The organism is Pantoea sp. X-Soil-MYKO-1785 (assembly GCF_059730675.1).
In genome coordinates, this window is record NZ_AP036000.1 from 161,231 (window position 1) to 179,466 (window position 18,236).

Genomic DNA, 18,236 nt, shown 5'->3' on the forward strand with positions numbered 1-18,236 from the left:
GCTTAGCCTCCCTGCTGATTAGCAGCGGCAGAGGGTTGCGCTAACAGGTTCCGCACGCGGGTTTGCATCAGCTGCTCAAGTAACGGCTGGCTTTCGAGATTGTCCGGCAGATCCATATTGATGCTCTGCTGGCTCAGCTCATCCAGCTGCGCGAGAAAAGCTTTGGTGGCGGCATCGTTGGTATCGTACCAGGCGCGAACCCAGGCGGAGACGGTGTCGATCGACTGTTTGTAGATCTCATCCTGATGACGCGGAACCGCCTGAGCGGCAATCAGCAGACGGGAACGAATGTTCTCACGCAGATAAACATCCTGATTAGGTGCCAGCAGCGGTTGTGCGGTGTTATCACGGCGACGGATGGTAATGAAGTCATCCATAAAGTTGTGCCAGCTTTTCACCAGATTCTGCCGCCATTCGCGCACTGAACCTGACAGCTCACCGCCGTCGCTGTCCATCGGCGCATCATCGCTGTCGTTGTCGGCCAGACGCAGATTGTCGACATTGTTCGATAGCTGATTCAGCTTCAGGATCACGCCATCATAGTCGACCTGGCTGACCGACGAGAGGGTGCTGATATCCTGGGTTAACGCGCGACGGACATTCATCACGCTCGGGTCGTTCATGTCAGCCAGGCTGGCATCGGCGCTTTTCAGCAACGCGGCGGCGGTGGTGACATCCTGATCGCTCCACAGTTTGCGACCCGCCAGTTTCACCAGATAATCCGCCTGCGCCAGCAACCAGCTGCGCACGTCGTTGCCTGAAATCACCGCCACTTTCTCACGCAGCGTTTCCAGCTCTTTGGCGGAGGCGCCCTGTTGGGCTTCCGCCTTCTGCAGTGCGGTTTCGGTGCTGCTCAGCTGCTGCGTTAGCTGCTGTTTGTCGTTACTGGCCTGCTGCTGAAGCGCGCTAAGCTGTTCGCTCAGGCGCTGGTTGGTTTGTGCCTGTAAATCAGCCTGATGTTTCCCATTAAGGTATAAACCTGCACCAATCGCCAGCGCAATGACGATCGCAACCGCACCCAGCACCATGCCACCGTTTTTTGCTTTACGGGGTGGTGTGGCGTTGCTGGCAGCAGAGCGGTCGACCGCTGGGGTGGTTTCTTCAACCATGGCGGAGGAGTCTTTTTGTTCCGTCATATGTGGCACATCCCATTGTTAAAGTTCAGCGTAACGCGCGCAACAGCGCATCGTTATCGGCACCATCGGCTACCTGAATATCCTGCCAACCCAATCCTGCGGCCAGGGTAGCCAAACGTTCACTGACGACGATCAGTCGGCAGTTGAGCAGCCATTCCTCGCGATCGATCGCGGGGAACAGCGAAAAAAGCTGTTGTAACATTTCTCCACTGGTCACCACCAGCACCGAGACGCCGCGATCGCGCCATCGCCGGCCTTCTGTCGCACCGTTATAGTGTTTCTGACAGCGCTGGTAGCAGGCGGCAAACGACACCTCTGCGCCGCGTTGCGTTAAGGTCTCCGCCAGCAGCTCCCGGCCAGGGTTACCGCGCAAAATCAGCGCACGCTTATGGGCGACCTGCTGCAGCGTGTTTAACTGGATTAACTCTTCACTGGTTTCATGCGCATGTGGCCAGGTCACCTGCTGACCACTGACGGTATGGAACGCCAGCGCAGTAGATCGACCAATTGCATAATAGTCCAGCCCGGCGGGCCACGCTGTGACAGCGTGTTGAGCGTAGTGGATAACCTGCTGCGACAGGATAAAAACCAAATCGCCAGGTTGCAGTTCGGCTAACTTTTGCGGCAGATGAGGCAGATCGACGCCCGGCGCGAATTCAATCAGCGGCAGGCTCCAGGCCTGCTTACCCAGCGCATGCAGGCGTGATACCAGCTCTGCCGCGGCGGGTTCCGGACGCGTCACCAGAATGGTCATGCCGGCGGTTGCCCCTGGTAAACTTCACGCAGGATTTCACGCGCGCCGCCGTTCAGCAGCTCATCGGCAAGTGAAATGCCCATCTGTTCTGCCTGATCGCGCGGCCCACGGCGCTCGCCGCTGACCATCACGCTGCCATCCGGCGCACCGACCATGCCACGCAGCCAGAGCTCATCGCCTTCCAGCACCGCAAAGCTGCCGATCGGCACCTGACAACCGCCTTCTAAGCGGGTATTCATGGCGCGCTCTGCTTTGACGCAGACGGCGGTGTCATCGTGGTTTAACGCCTGCAACAGGCTGATTAAGTGGCTGTCGTTCAGACGGCATTCAATGCCGACCGCGCCCTGGCCGACCGCAGGCAGGGAGACATCCGCCGGCAGGGCCTGACGGATTCGGTCTTCGAGTCCGAGGCGTTTCAGCCCGGCGACGGCCAGAATAATGGCGTCATAATCGCCGGCATCGAGTTTGCCGAGTCGGGTACCGACATTACCGCGCAACGAACGGATCACCAGGTCCGGACGACGGGCGCTAATCTGACACTGACGGCGCAGGCTGGAGGTGCCGACGACCGCACCGTGCGGCAGGGCATCAATAGAGTCATAGTGATGAGAAACGAACGCATCGCGCGGATCATCGCGCTCACAAATGGTGACCAGACCCAGACCGGCAGGGAAATCGACCGGCACATCTTTCATTGAGTGCACCGCCATATCGGCCCGGCCATCCAGCATTGCCTGTTCGAGTTCTTTGACAAACAGCCCTTTGCCGCCCACTTTTGCCAGCGGCGTATCAAGGATAATGTCACCTTTAGTGACCATCGGCACCAGTTCAACCTGCAGGCCCGGATGAGCGCTCATCAGGCGTTGCTGTACATAATGTGCCTGCCATAATGCCAGCGGGCTTTGTCTTGTAGCAATTCTGAAAATTTTGTCTAACATGCTGTTAACCATTTTGATCGTTCACTGAATATCCTATCATCTATGGGGGAATGCTGTCAGTTTCAACGGATTGAAAACGGCCTGCTCGCGGATTAGGCCCGATTTATCAAGTCTCATTTGATACCGGTGCTGAAAAGGCGGGAAGCCAGTAAGAACGTGCTAAACTGTTAAGTAGCGCAACTTTCTTTACGGTCAATCTGCCGAGTGTTAGATTGATCACGTTTCCAGCAATAATCTGCCCACTTTTTCACTTTATAAGCGGCAGATGGTGGAAACAGGGTGCTTAAACACTGGGACAATCAGGCGAAACGTCTTGTACCTCTACATTGAGACACTGAAACAGAGACTGGATGCAATCAACCAGCTGCGCGTCGATCGTGCACTGGCTGCCATGGGACCCGCTTTTCAGCGCGTCTACAGTCTGCTGCCAACCTTATTACATTATCAACATCCGCAGATGCCGGGTTACCTTGAAGGTAGCGTTCCACATGGCATCAGCTTCTTCACGCCTGATGAAAATCAGCGTCAGCTACTGGCCGATTTGACCGGCGACAGCGACCTGCGCCTTGCCGATGCGCCAAAAGGCGAAATGCCGATCACCGCGATTTATTCGATGGGCAGCACTTCGTCGGTCGGTCAGAACAGCGTGTCGGATCTCGACATCTGGGTCTGTCATCAATCCTGGCTGGACAATGAAGAGCGCCTTAATCTGCAGCGTAAATGTACCATGCTGCAGAAATGGTGCGTCTCCATGGGCGTGGAAGTGAGCTTCTTCCTGATCGATGAGAACCGTTTCCGCCATAACGAAAGCGGTAATCTGGGCGGAGAAGATTGCGGCTCGACCCAACACATTCTGCTGCTTGATGAGTTTTACCGTACTGCGGTGCGCATGGCGGGTAAACGCATTCTGTGGAACATGGTGCCCGGCGAAGAAGAGCACCATTATGACGACTACGTGATGTCGCTCTACGCCAAAGGTGTGTTGACGCCGAATGAATGGCTCGATCTGGGCGGCCTTGGCACGCTGTCGGCGGAGGAGTACTTCGGTGCCAGCCTGTGGCAGCTGTATAAAAGTATCGACTCGCCGTATAAAGCGGTGCTGAAAACCCTGCTGCTGGAAGCTTACAGCTGGGAATATCCGAATACGCAACTGCTGGCGATGGACATCAAACAGCGCCTGCACGACGGCGAAATCATCTGCTTCGGGCTTGATCCCTACTGCATGATGCTGGAACGCGTCACGCATTATCTGACCAGCGTGGACGATCAGCCACGTCTCGATCTGGTGCGCCGCTGTTTCTATCTCAAAGTGTGCGAGAAACTCAGCACCGAAGAGCATCAGCATCGCACCGGCTGGCGGCGTGAAATTCTGTCGCAGCTGGTGAAAGAGTGGGGCTGGGATGACGAGAAAATTGCCATCCTGGATAACCGCGCAGAGTGGAAAATCGAGCGGGTGCGTGAAGCGCACAACGAACTGCTGGATGCGATGATGCAGAGTTATCGCAACCTGATCCGGTTTGCCCGCCGCAACAATTTAAGCGTCAGCGCGAGTCCGCAGGACATCGGCGTGTTGACCCGTAAACTGTACGCCGCGTTTGAAGCACTGCCGGGCAAGGTTACCCTGGTCAACCCACAGATTTCGCCCGATCTTTCTGAGCCGAACCTGACCTTTATTCATGTGCCGCCAGGCCGGGCCAACCGCGCGGGCTGGTACCTGTATAATCAGGCACCGGACATGGACTCGATCATCAGCCATCAGCCGCTGGAATATAACCGCTACCTGAATAAGCTGGTGGCGTGGGCGTGGTTCAACGGTCTGCTGACCCGCAAAACCCGGCTGCACATTAAAGGCAATGAGATCTGCGATCTGGCGCGTCTGCAGGAGCTGGTCAATGACGTCTCCAGTCATTTCCCGCTTCGCCTGCCGGCCCCGACGCCAAAAGCGCTCTACAGCCCGTGTGAAATTCGTCACCTCGCGATTATCGTCAACCTCGAGCACGATCCGACCTCGGCGTTCCGTAATCAGGTGGTGCACTTCGACTTCCGTAAGCTCGACGTGTTCAGCTTCGGCCAGCAGCAACAGTGCCTGATCGGCAGTATCGACCTGCTCTACCGTAACTCGTGGAATGAAGTGCGTACGCTGCACTTCAGCGGCGAACAGGCGATGATCGAAGGGCTGAAAACCATTCTTGGCAAGATGCATCAGGATGCCGCGCCGCCCGATACGGTTGAAGTGTTCTGCTACAGCCAGCATCTGCGCGGGCTGATCCGGACCCGCGTGCAGCAACTGGTGTCGGAATGCATTGAGCTGCGGCTCTCCAGTACGCGACAGGAGCCGGGCCGCTTCAAAGCGCTGCGCATGGCCGGCCAGACCTGGGGTCTGTTCTTTGAACGCATGAGCGTTTCGGTACAGAAGCTGGAAAACGCCGTCGAATTTTACGGCGCGATTTCCAATAACAAGCTGCACGGCCTGTCGATCAAGGTGGAAACCAACCAGACGCCGCTGCCGCCGGTGGTTAACGGCTATGCCAGCGAAGGCATCATCCAGTTTTTCTTTGAAAACACCACCGATGAGCGCGGTTTCAACATCTATATTCTTGATGAGACCAACCGGGTCGAGGTTTATCATCACTGCGAAGGCAGCAAAGAGGAGCTGGTGCGTGACGTTAGTCGTTTCTACTCGTCGTCGCACGATCGCTTTACCTACGGTTCCAGTTTTATCAACTTCAACCTGCCGCAGTTCTATCAGATCGTGAATACCGGTGAACGTTTCCAGGTGATTCCGTTCCGCAGCCAGACGCTGACGCAGCTGTGCGCCTCGCCACCTGACAACGACAACGGCGACTATCAACCGCGCTATCAGGTGCATTGAACCCGATCGGCCGCCTGCCTGTTCAGGCGGCCGTCATCTGCCCGGCCTGACACTCTGCTCACGCTATTTGCGGGGATTTCCTGTTGCTTTTCCAACTTCAACTGCGATGATAAGCATCCAGGTAAAGGACATGAAGAGCATAAAGAATGAAGAAAGTGATAAGCCTGTTGGCGATGGCGCTGGCCGTGACCAGCCTTGCCGGTTGTGGTCTGAAAGGGCCGCTTTATTTCCCGCCGAAGGACCAGCCGAAAAAGCAACAAGCCCCGACTGAACGCCAGAAAGCAGACGCCTCTAAAGCGGATGTGAACGGTCTGGTGACCGGCGATTCGAGCGCGCAAGCGAACTAATATCATGGCTTATCCGGCGGAGCTAAAAATGCAGTTCTCCAAAATGCACGGTCTCGGCAACGACTTTATGGTGGTCGATGCGGTGACGCAAAACGTCTTTTTCTCGCCGGAGTTGATCCGCCGGCTGGCCGATCGTCATTTGGGGATCGGTTTTGATCAATTGCTGATCGTTGAGCCGCCATACGATCCCGATCTCGATTTCCACTATCGCATTTTCAATGCCGATGGCAGTGAAGTCGCGCAGTGCGGCAACGGCGCGCGCTGCTTTGCCCGCTTCGTTCAGCTGAAAGGCCTGACCAACAAAAGCGACATTCGCGTCAGCACCCAAAATGGCCGGATGGTGCTAAGCGTCACGCCGGACGATCAGGTGCGCGTCAACATGGGCGAACCCAACTTTGAGCCGCAGCAGGTGCCGTTTCGCGCCAATAAAGCCGAGAATCTCTATCTGCTACGCGTGGCCGAGCAGACGGTAATGCTCGGGGCGGTTTCGATGGGCAATCCCCACTGCGTTATTCAGGTCGACAGCGTGAAAACCGCGCAGGTTGAACTGCTGGGGCCGATTCTGGAAAGCCATGAGCGCTTCCCGGATCGCGTTAACGTCGGTTTTATGGAAATCATCAATCCGGAACACATTCGTCTGCGCGTGTATGAACGCGGCGCAGGGGAAACGCAGGCGTGCGGCAGCGGAGCCTGTGCTGCCGTTGCGTGCGGCATTCAGCAGGGTATTCTGGCGCCGAAAGTGCGCGTTGATCTGCCCGGCGGAACGCTGCATATCGCCTGGAAGGGGGCGGGTCAGCCACTCTATATGACCGGTCCCGCCACACATGTCTACGATGGGTTTATTCATCTATGAAAAATATCGAAGAGCAGGCGGACAGTACGGTCCTGCTGGACGATCAGGCCGTCAGTGATTATCTGCGGCAAAATCCCGATTTCTTCATCCGCAATGCCCGCCAGATTGAACAGATGGCGGTGCCGCATCCGGTGCGCGGCAGCGTGTCACTGGTTGAGTGGCACATGGCGCGGCAGCGTAACCATATCCAGCAGCTGGAAGAAGAGATTACCCTGCTGATGGAACAGGCTACCGCCAATCACGAGCTGTTTGACCGCTTGCTGGCGCTGCAAAGCCATCTGGCGGCGGCCGATTCGCTGCAGGAGATGCTGAACCGTCTGCACCGCTGGGCGCGTGAACTCGGCCTGGCCGGAGCCAACGTGCGGCTGTTCAGCGATAAATGGCAGCTCGGTGCGCCTTCGGATTTCTTCCAGCTTAGCCTGTCGCGTCAGGCCTTTGAGCCGCTGCGCATCCAGCGCTTCGGTAATCAGCATCACTATCTGGGCAATATCAATGGCCCGGAATTATTGCTGCTGCTGCCGCAGGCGAAAGCGATCGGTTCGGTTGCGATGTCGCTGATGGGCGAAGCCGGCGATCTCGGCGTGCTGATCTTCAGCAGCCGCGACAGCCAGCATTATCAATCCGGCATGGGTACTTTGCTGCTGCAGCACCTGTCGCAGATGATGCCTGATTTGCTGACCCGCTGGATTGAACGCGCATGAGCAGCGCGCTGCAGGAGGCCGTCGACGGATTTCTGCGCTACCTCAAGGTGGAGCGCCAGCTTAGCCCGCTGACCCAGAGCAGCTATGCCCGCCAGCTGGCGGCGCTGGTTGCGATTGCCGATGAGATGAAGATCAGTGCCTGGACGCAGCTTGAACCGGCGCAGGTACGCAGCATGGCGGCACGCAGTCGTCGCGCCGGTCTGGCCGCCAGCAGTCTTGCATTACGCCTCTCCGCGCTGCGCAGCTTTCTCGACTGGCAGGTCAGCCAGGGTTTGCTCAGCGCGAACCCGGCGAAAGGGGTGATGACGCCGCGTAAGGCGCGCCATCTGCCGAAAAATATTGATGTTGATGATGTAAACCAGCTACTGGAGATCGATCCCAGCGATCCGCTGGCGGTGCGTGACCGCACCATGCTGGAAGTGATGTACGGCGGTGGTCTGCGTCTTTCTGAACTGGTGAATCTGGATTGTCGGCATGTCGATCTCGATTCCGGCGAAGTGTGGGTGGTGGGTAAGGGCAGCAAAGAGCGGCGTGTGCCGATTGGCCGCACCGCGGTCAGCTGGATCCAGCACTGGCTGCCGCTGCGCGCCAGCTTTGGCGGCCAGGATGACGCGCTGTTTCTCTCTACGCGCGGCAACCGGATTTCGGCGCGTAACGTGCAAAAGCGTTTCGCCGAATGGGGCATTAAGCAGGGCGTGACCAGCCATATTCATCCGCATAAACTGCGGCACTCGTTTGCGACCCATCTGCTGGAATCGAGCGGTGATTTGCGCGCGGTGCAGGAGCTGCTGGGCCATGCCAACCTCTCGACCACCCAGATTTATACCCATCTCGACTTTCAGCATCTGGCTTCGGTCTATGATGCTGCGCATCCCCGGGCCAAACGAGGAAAGAACGAATGAAGTTTTATCGTCCGCTGGCTGCCATCAAAGCCATCACCTTTGACCTTGATGACACGCTGTATGATAACCATCCGGTGATCCGCCGGACCACCGCTGAGTCGCATGCGGCGTTACAGGCCTTTCATCCGGCGCTGCGTGATTTTACGCCGCAGGCTTACCAGGCACTGCGCGATGAGTTGCTGCTGCGCGAACCGGAAATCTACCATGATGTGTCGGAGTGGCGTCGGCGTTCTGTTGAGCTGGCGATGCTGAACATCGGCTTGTCTGCTGCTGAGGCGACGGCCGGCGCGGAGCAGGTCATGGCGGTGTTTCATCAATGGCGTAGCCAGGTTGAGATGCCGGATGAGACCCATCAGACGCTGAAAATGCTGGCGGAGAAAGTTCCGCTGGTGGCGGTTACCAACGGCAATGCCTGCCCGGAAAAAATGGGCATTGCAGAATACTTTCGGTTCACGCTGCGGGCGGGGCCGGATGGGCGTGCGAAGCCGTGGCAGGATATGTATCAGCGGGCGGCACAGCGGCTTAACATTGCTCCTCAGCACATTCTGCACGTCGGCGACGATCTCACCACCGATGTGGCAGGCTCGTTGCGTTGCGGTATGCAGGCCTGCTGGATTAACCTGCGTCAGGGTAACCTGATGCATATCGCCGATGCGCGTCTGTTGCCGCATGTCGAAATTTCGCAGTTGGCATCACTCACCTCACTGCTATAATGGCTGTAAATTTATCCAGTCGTCTCCCTTACTTTCGCGCTGCGGCCGTGGCGGCAGCCGGGTGTTTTCCCGCCGCAGGCCGGACACTCACAGCCGTCGCCTGGCGTCAGGCGTAATAGATCGGGCGACGACCTTTTTTCTTTGGTAAACGGGGCTTATGGACGTTTCTGAACTGCTCGACGGTTTGAATGACAAACAGCGCGAGGCCGTTGCGGCACCGCGCAGTAACCTGCTGGTGCTGGCAGGCGCGGGCAGTGGAAAAACGCGGGTGCTGGTCCATCGCATCGCCTGGCTGCTGTCGGTCGAAAACTGTTCACCTTATTCAATTATGGCGGTGACCTTTACCAACAAAGCGGCGGCCGAGATGCGTCACCGTATCGAGCAGCTGATCGGCACCAGCCAGGGCGGCATGTGGATCGGTACCTTCCACGGCCTGGCGCACCGCTTGCTGCGAGCCCACCATCTGGATGCCAATCTGCCGCAGGACTTTCAGATCCTCGACAGTGAAGACCAGCTGCGCCTGCTTAAACGCCTGATCAAATCGATGAATCTTGATGAGAAGCAGTGGCCGGCGCGTCAGGGTATGTGGTACATCAACGGCAAAAAAGATGAAGGTCTGCGGCCAAAGCACATTGAAAGTTATGGCAATCCGGTCGAGCAGACCTGGCTGCGCATCTATCAGGCCTACCAGGAAGCCTGTGACCGGGCCGGTTTAGTCGACTTTGCTGAACTGCTGCTGCGCGCCCATGAGCTGTGGCTCAATAAGCCGCACATTCTGAATCACTACCGCGAACGCTTCACCAACGTGCTGGTGGACGAATTCCAGGATACCAACAACATTCAGTATGCGTGGATCCGCATGCTGGCGGGCGACAGCAGCCGGGTGATCATCGTCGGCGATGACGATCAGTCAATCTATGGCTGGCGCGGGGCGCAGGTCGAGAACATCCAGCGCTTCCTGCAGGATTTCCCCGGCGCGGAAACCATCCGTCTGGAGCAAAACTATCGCTCAACCAACAACATTCTGAAGTCCGCCAACGCCCTGATCGCTAACAATAACGGCCGTCTGGGTAAAGAGCTGTGGACCGACGGCAGCGACGGCGAGCCCATCTCGATCTACTGCGCCTTCAATGAGCTGGACGAAGCACGCTTTGTGGTAAACCGCATCAAGACGTGGATGGAAAACGGCAACGCCCTGAATGATTGCGCCATTCTCTATCGCAGCAACGCCCAGTCGCGTGTGCTGGAAGAGGCGCTGCTGCAAAGCAGTATGCCGTACCGTATTTATGGCGGTATGCGCTTCTTCGAACGTCAGGAGATCAAAGATGCGCTCTCTTATCTGCGTCTGATGGCCAACCGCAATGATGACGCGGCGTTTGAGCGCGTGGTCAACACCCCAACGCGTGGCGTGGGCGATCGTACGCTCGACGTGGTGCGCCAGACCGCGCGTGAACGGCAGATGACCCTGTGGCAGGCAACGCGCGAACTGCTGCAAACCCGCGCGCTGGCCGGCCGGGCCGCGTCGGCGCTGCAACGTTTCTGTGAACTGGTCGATTCGCTGGCGACGGAAACCGCAGAGCTGCCGCTGCACGTCCAGACCGACCGGGTGATCAAAGACTCCGGTTTGTGGCTGATGTACGAGCAGGAGAAAGGCGAAAAGGGTCAGGCGCGAATCGAAAACCTTGAGGAGCTGGTGACTGCCACGCGCCAGTTCAGCTATCAGGATGAAGATGAAGACTTAATGCCGTTGCAGGCCTTTTTATCGCACGCGGCGCTGGAGGCGGGCGAAGGCCAGGCTGATAAATGGCAGGATGCGGTGCAGCTGATGACGCTGCACTCGGCGAAAGGGCTGGAGTTCAGCCAGGTATTTATCGTCGGCATGGAAGAGGGCATGTTCCCAAGCCAGATGTCGCTGGATGAAGGCGGCCGGCTGGAAGAGGAGCGTCGACTGGCTTACGTTGGCGTGACCCGCGCGATGATCAAGCTGACGCTGACCTATGCCGAAACCCGCCGACTGTATGGTAAGGAAGTGTATCATCGCCCTTCGCGTTTTATCGGCGAGCTGCCGGAAGAGTGCATTGAAGAAGTGCGCTTACGCGCCAGCGTCAGCCGTCCGGTGAATCACCAGCGGATGGGCGCGCCGGTGAGCAAAAATGACAGCGGTTTCGCGCTCGGCCAGCGGGTTCATCACGCCAAATTTGGTGAAGGCACCATCATTAATCTGGAAGGTAGCGGCGAGCACAGCCGTCTGCAGGTGGCTTTCCAGGGGCAGGGAATCAAGTGGTTAGTGGCGGCTTACGCCAAACTGGAAACCCTGTAGCCTGCGGTTGACGACATTTTCGTCTCAGCGTAACATGCGCCCACTATTATCATGAGAGGACAATGCCTTGGACACGCCCAGTCGATGCTGGCTCACTAACCTGGATAACAGGAATAACATCTAAGGCTACCTCTCTACGCGGGTAGCCTTAGCGGTTATCAGCGACCTCCCTTTTCTAATCCCGTCGCACGAGTCAGCACTGATTTACCCTTGAAACTGTGTTTCCGTGTTCAGGTTGCCCGTTCCGCTTGGTGAACGGCGGACTGCCTTGTCCCATTTAGTCTGCAATGGGGAGTATTGCTATGCTGAGCGCATTTAAACTGGATCACAGCCGCCTGACGCGTCTGGAGCTGGAAGACGAAAACGACAAACTGACCACCTCCGTCTGGGTCGATCTGATCGAACCGGAAGAGGGCGAGCGTGACCGGGTGCAATCTGAACTCGGCCAGAGCCTGGCCACCCGGCCAGAGCTGGAAGATATCGAGGCCTCGGCGCGCTTCTTCGAAGATGAAGATGGCCTGCATATTCACTCCTTCTTCTTCTATGAAGATGCTGAAGATCACGCCGGTAACTCCACCGTGGCGTTCACCATCCGTGAAGGCCGTCTCTATACGCTGCGTGAACGCGAACTGCCGGCCTTCCGGCTCTATCGCATGCGAGCCCGTAATCAGACGCTGATCGACGGCAATGCGTTTGAGCTGCTGCTCGACCTGTTTGAAACCAAAATCGAACAGCTGGCGGATGAGATTGAGAACATCTATAGCGCGCTGGAAAAACTGAGCCGGGTGATCATGGAAGGTCAGCAGGGCGAAGAGTACGATCTGGCGCTGTCGCGTTTAGCCGAACTGGAAGATATCGGCTGGAAGGTGCGTTTGTGCCTGATGGATACCCAGCGCGCGCTCAACTTCCTGGTGCGTAAAGCGCGTTTGCCGGGCAATCAGCTGGAGCAGGCGCGTGAAATCCTGCGCGATATCGAGTCGCTGCTGCCGCATAACGAATCGCTGTTCCAGAAGGTGAACTTCCTGATGCAGGCGGCGATGGGCTTCATCAACATCGAGCAGAACCGCATTATCAAGATCTTCTCGGTGGTTTCGGTGGTGTTCCTGCCGCCGACGCTGGTCGCCTCAAGCTACGGAATGAACTTTGAGTTTATGCCAGAGCTGAAGTGGAGCTTTGGTTATCCCGCCGCGATTGGCCTGATGATTCTGGCCGGACTGGCGCCTTATCTCTACTTTAAACGTAAGAACTGGTTATAAAGCAGGCAGCGGGTCGTCTGAGACGGCCCGTTTTGCTGGTCCCCGTCTGCATTTCTGCGTAATCTTACCCCCTCTTTTTACAAATAATTAACTTCTTATGGATGCACTCTCGTTGCGCGCGCAGTGGACACTGCTGTTATTCAGCTCGGTGCTGTTGGGCGGCGTGCTGCAATTTTTTCATCTGCCCGCAGCGCTGTTGCTGGGACCGATGATTGTCGGTGTGGTGATGGGGCTGTCAGGCGCGACAATGCGCATTGATAAACGGCTGTTTCTGCTGGCGCAGGCGGTACTGGGCTGCATGATTGCACAGAGCCTGTCGCCCTCTATTCTGACTCCGCTGATTCAGGACTGGCCGGTGGTGCTGGCGGTGCTGCTGCTGACGCTGGCGGCCAGCGGCCTGTCAGGCTTTCTGCTGGTCCGCTTCAGTCATCTGCCCGGCCCGACCGGCGCATGGGGATCGTCACCGGGCGGCGCATCGGCAATGGTCGCGATGGCTGGCGATTTCGGTGCCGACGTGCGGCTGGTGGCATTCATGCAATATCTGCGGGTGCTGTTTGTCGCCACTGCGGCGGCGCTGGTGGCCCGGATCGGACTGGGCGATGCGGCCCATAGCGTTTCGCTGCTGTGGTTCCCGCCGCTGAATCGCGGTTTTGCGGTAACGCTGGCGGTGATGCTGACTGGAGCATGGCTCGGGACCCGGTTGCGCATTCCTTCCGGTGCCTTATTACTGCCTGCCCTGGCGGGTGCGGCGTTGAACACCAGCGGGATGGCAATTTTGCAGGTGCCGGAATGGCTGCTGGCACTGGCTTACGCGCTGATTGGCTGGAGCGTCGGCCTGCGCTTCACCCGGCCGGTATTTTTGCTGGCTCTGCGCACGCTGCCGCAGATGCTGGCGTCGATCTTTGGATTGATGCTGCTGTGTGGCGGACTGGCGTGGATGCTGACGCGCGTACTGCACATCGATCTGATGACGGCTTATCTCGCCACCAGCCCAGGCGGACTGGACACGGTGGCGATTATTGCTGCCGGAACCCAGGTCAATATGGCCTTTGTGATGGCATTACAGACGCTGCGGCTGTTTACTATCCTGCTGACCGGTCCGGCAATGGCGCGCTTTATCTCACGCTATGCGCGGCCGGCCACGGAATGAAAATGCCACCGCATCACAGACAAACACCAGCAGTGCCAGCCAGATAAAGCCAAAGGTCACCATTTTGTCTGGCGTGATGGTTTCGCCGTAGAACACCACCGCCAGCACGAACATCAGCGTCGGGCCAAGATACTGAAAGAAGCCGACGGTAGAGAGACGCAGGCGGCTACAGGCGGCAGCGAACAGCATCAGCGGAATGGTGGTGACAATACCTGCCGCCACCAGCTTCAGGTTCAGGCTCAGCGGGTTGGCCGATAGATGGCTGGTGGCGCTGTCGGCAAAAGCAAACAGGTAGATGGCCGCCAGCGGAAACAGCCACAGGGTTTCAATCAGCATTCCGCTCTGCGCATCCACCTGAATCTTTTTGCGTAACAGCCCATAAAAAGCAAAGCTCAGCGCCAGACCCAGCGCGATAATCGGCAGCGAACCGAACTGCCAGAGCTGCACCAGCACGCCGACGGTAGCCAGCAGCACCGCCAGCCACTGTAGACGGCGAAAACGCTCGCGCAAAAACAGCATGCCGAACACCACGTTAATCAGTGGGTTAATAAAGTAGCCGAGGCTGGCCTCCAGCATATGCTGGTTATTCACCGCCCAGATAAACAGCAGCCAGTTGCCGCCGATAGTGAGCGCGGTAAGCGCCAGCAGCAGCACTTTTTTCGGCTGGCGCAGGACGCTGTGAACGCCTGGCCAGCTGCGGGTCAGGGAGATCAGGATCAGCATAAACAGGGCTGACCAGATTACCCGGTGCGTCATGATTTCGGTTGCCGGAACATTTTTTACCAACTTGAAATAAGCCGGGGCGATGCCCCAGATAAAGTAAGCGCCCAGTGCAAAGCCAACGCCCTGGCGAGTTTGTTGCGTATCCATGTCTGTCCTGTTGTCAGGCGAAATTAGCCGATCAGATAAGTGGCGGTTGCGGTAGCGATATAATCACCCTGCTGGTTATGCAATTCGACGCGGGCCACCGCGACTTTGTTACCGGCGCGCAGCAGGCTGCTGGTGGCGGTGAAGCGTTCACCGCGTCCCGGACGCAAATAGTCAACGCGCATGTCGATGGTGCCCATGCGGGAGAGGCGCTGACGCAGCTCCTCTTCGCTGATGCTCTCCTGGCGCGTCAGGGCATTGCTGACGCACACCATGCCCGCCGCGACGTCCAGCACCGACGCGATCACCCCGCCATGCAGAATCTGCTGGGCAGTGTTGCCGACCAGCATGGTTTTATTGGCGAAACTGATTTCGGCATAGTCGGCATCCAGCCGCGTCAGCTCCAGACCTAACGCCTGATTAAATGGCATGTGATAAACGAAAATTTCGCCAACCAGACGGCGAGCGTCCTGCTGCGTCAGCACAAGTGATGACATGATGAAGTGTCCTGAAAAATTCGGGCCAGAGGGGCGCGTAATGTTAATGAGTTGTGTATTCTATGCCGCTCGCGAGGGGGTTTCCAGTTTAAGAAATCAGCTCTCATCTTCACTGCCATTTGCGTGTAGAATGGCCTGCTTTTTACGACACCCTTTCAGTAATTTTTACTACGCAGCGCTCACCGGAGAATTTTATGCGTAAGCATCGCGCCTTGCTGGCGGCTATGTTATTACTTCCTGCACTGGCGCAGGCGGACGAAGCTCAGGTTAAAGAAGTGCATGACGCGCCGCAGGTTCGTGGCAGCATCATCGCTAACCTGCTGGAGAAGCATGATAATCCGTTCGTCCTCTATCCTTATGAGAACAACTATCTTCTCTACACTTACACCAGCGATCTCAATAAAGAGGCGATCTCCTCCTACAACTGGGCAGAAAACGCCCGTAAGGATGAGGTAAAATTCCAGCTCAGTCTGGCATTCCCGCTGTGGCGCGGTATCCTGGGCGATAACTCGGTGCTGGCTGCCTCATATACGCAGCGCTCCTGGTGGCAGTTGTCGAATCGCGGTGAGTCATCACCGTTCCGCGAAACCAACTATGAGCCTCAGATTTTCCTCGGCTGGGCAACCGATTATTCTTTTGCTGGCTGGACGCTGCGTGACGTGGAAGTAGGCCTGAACCATGAATCCAATGGCCGAAGCGACCCGACCTCACGTAGCTGGAACCGCGTCTATACCCGCCTGATGGCGGAGAACGGGAATTTCCTGGCGGAAATCAAACCCTGGTACCGGATTCCGGAAGGTGAAAGCAGCGATGATAATCCCGATATCACCAAATATATGGGTTACTACCGCGCCAAAGTTGGCTATAAGCTCGGCGACAGCATCTTTAGCGTTGAAGGCAACTATAACTGGAACAGCGGTTATGGCGGCGCGACCATGGCCTGGAGCTATCCGATCTCGGAGCATGTTCGCTTCTATACCCAGGTGTTTAGCGGCTATGGCGAATCGCTGATCGATTACGACCATCGTCAGACCCGTCTGGGTGTAGGCGTAACGCTTAACGACTTGTTCTAATCAATTACGTAAGACAGGAATAGAGTGGCAACCTCGGCAGTCCTAAATCAGGAAGCGCTGGCGCAGCAGGTATTGCAGGATACCTTCGGCTACCAGCAGTTTCGTCCCGGTCAACAGACAATCATCAACCAGGCGCTGAGCGGGCGTGATTGTCTGGTGGTGATGCCGACCGGCGGCGGTAAATCACTGTGCTATCAGATCCCGGCGCTGGTGCGCGAGGGGCTGACGCTGGTGGTTTCGCCGCTGATCTCGCTGATGAAAGATCAGGTCGATCAACTGCTGGCCAACGGTGTTGCGGCGGCGTATCTCAATTCGACCATGACGCGTGAGCAACAGCAGACGGTAATGGCAGATTGCCGTACCGGCCGGGTTAAGCTGCTCTATATCGCGCCAGAACGCCTGATGATGGATAACTTCCTGGAGAATCTGGCGTACTGGCAGCCGGCCATGCTGGCGGTCGACGAAGCGCACTGTATTTCTCAATGGGGTCACGATTTCCGACCGGAATATGGCGCGCTGGGACAGATGCGTCAGCGTTTTCCGGATTTGCCGGTGATGGCGCTGACCGCCACCGCCGATGAAACCACCCGCAACGATATCGTCAACCTGCTGCACATGCAGGATCCGCTGATCCAGATCAGCAGCTTTGACCGTCCCAATATTCGCTATACGCTGGTCGAAAAATTTAAACCTACCGAGCAGCTGCTGCGTTACGTGCAGGATCAGCGCGGTAAGTGCGGCATCATCTACTGCAACAGCCGGGCGAAGGTCGAAGATACCGCCGCGCGGCTGCAAAGTCGGGGACTGAGCGTCGGGGCCTACCATGCCGGCATTGACAGCGAGCAGCGCGCCCGGGTGCAGGAAGCGTTCCAGCGTGACGATCTGCAAATCGTGGTCGCCACGGTGGCGTTCGGCATGGGCATTAATAAACCCAACGTCCGCTTCGTGGTGCACTTTGATATCCCGCGCAACATCGAATCCTACTATCAGGAAACCGGGCGAGCGGGGCGTGATGGCCTGCCTGCCGAGGCGATGATGCTCTACGATCCGGCGGATATGGCGTGGCTGCGCAAATGTCTCGAAGAGAAAGCGCCAGGCCCGCTGCAGGACATTGAGCGTCATAAGCTCAATGCGATGGGCGCCTTTGCGGAAGCGCAGACCTGTCGCCGCCTGGTGCTGCTTAACTATTTTGGTGAAGGCCGACAGCAGCCGTGCGGCAACTGCGATATCTGTCTCGATCCGCCCAAGCGTTATGACGGCCTGGTCGAGGCGCAGAAAGCGCTGTCGGGTATCTATCGCGTCGGCCAGCGTTTCGGCATGGGCTATATTGTCGAAGTGCTGCGCGGCGCCAATAACCAGCGGATCCGCGAGCACGGTCACGACAAACTGCCGATTTATGGGCTGGGCAAAGACCAGAGCCATGAGCACTGGGTCAGCGTGTTACGTCAGCTGATCCACCTCGGACTGGTGACGCAAAACATCGCGATGCATTCAGCGCTGCAGCTGACCGAAGCGGCACGGCCGGTGCTGCGTGGCGAAGTGCCGCTGATGCTGGCGGTGCCGCGCCTGATTACCGCGAAGCCGAAGAGCAACAGTTCGGCGAAGTTTTATGGCGGCAACTACGATCGCAAACTGTTTGCCAAGTTGCGCAAGCTGCGTAAAGCGATTGCGGATGAAGAGAATATTCCGCCTTACGTGGTGTTCAATGACGCCACGCTGATTGAGATGGCAGAACAGATGCCGGTCAGCGCGTCAGAGATGCTCAGCGTCAATGGCGTCGGTCACCGCAAACTGGAGCGCTTTGGCAAACCTTTCCTGGTGATGATCAAAGAGCATCTTGATGATGAAGAGTAAAGG

The 18,236-nt window shown here is 57.3% G+C and carries 17 protein-coding genes; 12 read left to right on the forward strand and 5 right to left on the reverse strand.

The features are described 5' to 3' along the window. Positions 1 to 2 precede the first annotated feature (2 nt). From hemX to hemC, 3 genes are read right to left on the reverse strand one after another with little or no spacing between them, the layout of a single operon-like run. Positions 3 to 1,136 (reverse strand): uroporphyrinogen-III C-methyltransferase, encoded by a 1,134-nt coding sequence (gene hemX, locus AC6I8D_RS00730; protein WP_031375046.1) that lies wholly within the window; start codon positions 1,134 to 1,136, stop codon positions 3 to 5. 25 nt (positions 1,137 to 1,161) lie between these two features. Further along, positions 1,162 to 1,890 carry a uroporphyrinogen-III synthase gene (gene hemD / locus AC6I8D_RS00735; protein ID WP_312054759.1) on the reverse strand — a complete coding sequence of 243 codons (729 nt, stop codon included), beginning with the start codon at positions 1,888 to 1,890 and terminating at the stop codon, positions 1,162 to 1,164. Continuing rightward, complete coding sequence (hemC, locus tag AC6I8D_RS00740) at positions 1,887 to 2,828, reverse strand: hydroxymethylbilane synthase (RefSeq protein ID WP_312054757.1); 942 nt, start codon at positions 2,826 to 2,828, stop codon at positions 1,887 to 1,889. The genes hemD and hemC overlap by 4 nt, the downstream gene beginning before the upstream one ends. Positions 2,829 to 3,141: 313 nt before the next feature. On the opposite strand from hemC, the gene AC6I8D_RS00745 reads away from it, so the two are divergent. From AC6I8D_RS00745 to AC6I8D_RS00790, 10 genes are all read left to right on the forward strand, one after another. Continuing rightward, positions 3,142 to 5,700 (forward strand): class I adenylate cyclase, encoded by a 2,559-nt coding sequence (locus AC6I8D_RS00745; protein ID WP_312054755.1) that lies wholly within the window; start codon positions 3,142 to 3,144, stop codon positions 5,698 to 5,700. Positions 5,701 to 5,846: 146 nt separating this feature from the next. Then, the gene (lptM, locus tag AC6I8D_RS00750; protein ID WP_031375042.1) at positions 5,847 to 6,047 is read left to right on the forward strand and encodes an LPS translocon maturation chaperone LptM; all 201 of its coding nucleotides are present in this window, start codon (positions 5,847 to 5,849) and stop codon (positions 6,045 to 6,047) included. 28 nt (positions 6,048 to 6,075) lie between these two features. Next, positions 6,076 to 6,900, forward strand: a complete 825-nt coding sequence (dapF, locus tag AC6I8D_RS00755; protein WP_312054752.1) for a diaminopimelate epimerase — start codon at positions 6,076 to 6,078, stop codon at positions 6,898 to 6,900. Next, positions 6,897 to 7,601: a DUF484 domain-containing protein gene (locus AC6I8D_RS00760; RefSeq protein WP_031375040.1), complete on the forward strand. Its 705-nt coding sequence runs from the start codon at positions 6,897 to 6,899 to the stop codon at positions 7,599 to 7,601. The genes dapF and AC6I8D_RS00760 overlap by 4 nt, the downstream gene beginning before the upstream one ends. Next, positions 7,598 to 8,503, forward strand: coding sequence for a tyrosine recombinase XerC (xerC, locus tag AC6I8D_RS00765; protein WP_497819516.1), 906 nt, complete (start codon positions 7,598 to 7,600; stop codon positions 8,501 to 8,503). The genes AC6I8D_RS00760 and xerC overlap by 4 nt, the downstream gene beginning before the upstream one ends. Next, entirely contained in the window at positions 8,500 to 9,216 is a 717-nt protein-coding gene (gene yigB / locus AC6I8D_RS00770; RefSeq protein WP_312054747.1) for a 5-amino-6-(5-phospho-D-ribitylamino)uracil phosphatase YigB, read from the forward strand. Before xerC ends, yigB begins: the two co-directional genes overlap by 4 nt. Positions 9,217 to 9,373: 157 nt before the next feature. Further along, on the forward strand, positions 9,374 to 11,536 hold the full coding sequence (gene uvrD / locus AC6I8D_RS00775) for a DNA helicase II (RefSeq protein WP_233985650.1): 2,163 nt from the start codon (positions 9,374 to 9,376) through the stop codon (positions 11,534 to 11,536). A gap of 67 nt (positions 11,537 to 11,603) precedes the next feature. Further along, entirely contained in the window at positions 11,604 to 11,660 is a 57-nt protein-coding gene (ysgD, locus tag AC6I8D_RS00780) for a YsgD/CorL family protein (protein WP_353846917.1), read from the forward strand. A 178-nt stretch (positions 11,661 to 11,838) separates the two neighbouring features. Further along, positions 11,839 to 12,792 carry a magnesium/cobalt transporter CorA gene (corA, locus tag AC6I8D_RS00785; RefSeq protein ID WP_031375037.1) on the forward strand — a complete coding sequence of 318 codons (954 nt, stop codon included), beginning with the start codon at positions 11,839 to 11,841 and terminating at the stop codon, positions 12,790 to 12,792. Positions 12,793 to 12,889: 97 nt separating this feature from the next. After that, positions 12,890 to 13,942, forward strand: coding sequence for an AbrB family transcriptional regulator (locus AC6I8D_RS00790; protein ID WP_046289561.1), 1,053 nt, complete (start codon positions 12,890 to 12,892; stop codon positions 13,940 to 13,942). Here the strand turns inward: AC6I8D_RS00790 and rarD are convergent. After that, positions 13,913 to 14,812: an EamA family transporter RarD gene (rarD, locus tag AC6I8D_RS00795; RefSeq protein ID WP_497819517.1), complete on the reverse strand. Its 900-nt coding sequence runs from the start codon at positions 14,810 to 14,812 to the stop codon at positions 13,913 to 13,915. The genes AC6I8D_RS00790 and rarD overlap by 30 nt on opposite strands. 23 nt (positions 14,813 to 14,835) lie before the next feature. Continuing rightward, positions 14,836 to 15,306, reverse strand: a complete 471-nt coding sequence (locus AC6I8D_RS00800) for a thioesterase family protein (protein WP_312054737.1) — start codon at positions 15,304 to 15,306, stop codon at positions 14,836 to 14,838. Positions 15,307 to 15,500: 194 nt separating this feature from the next. Here AC6I8D_RS00800 and pldA point away from each other — a divergent pair, with 194 nt between their 5' ends. Further along, on the forward strand, positions 15,501 to 16,379 hold the full coding sequence (gene pldA, locus AC6I8D_RS00805) for a phospholipase A (RefSeq protein WP_031375034.1): 879 nt from the start codon (positions 15,501 to 15,503) through the stop codon (positions 16,377 to 16,379). 24 nt (positions 16,380 to 16,403) lie between these two features. Next, positions 16,404 to 18,233 (forward strand): ATP-dependent DNA helicase RecQ, encoded by a 1,830-nt coding sequence (gene recQ, locus AC6I8D_RS00810; RefSeq protein WP_312054735.1) that lies wholly within the window; start codon positions 16,404 to 16,406, stop codon positions 18,231 to 18,233. Positions 18,234 to 18,236: the final 3 nt, after the last annotated feature.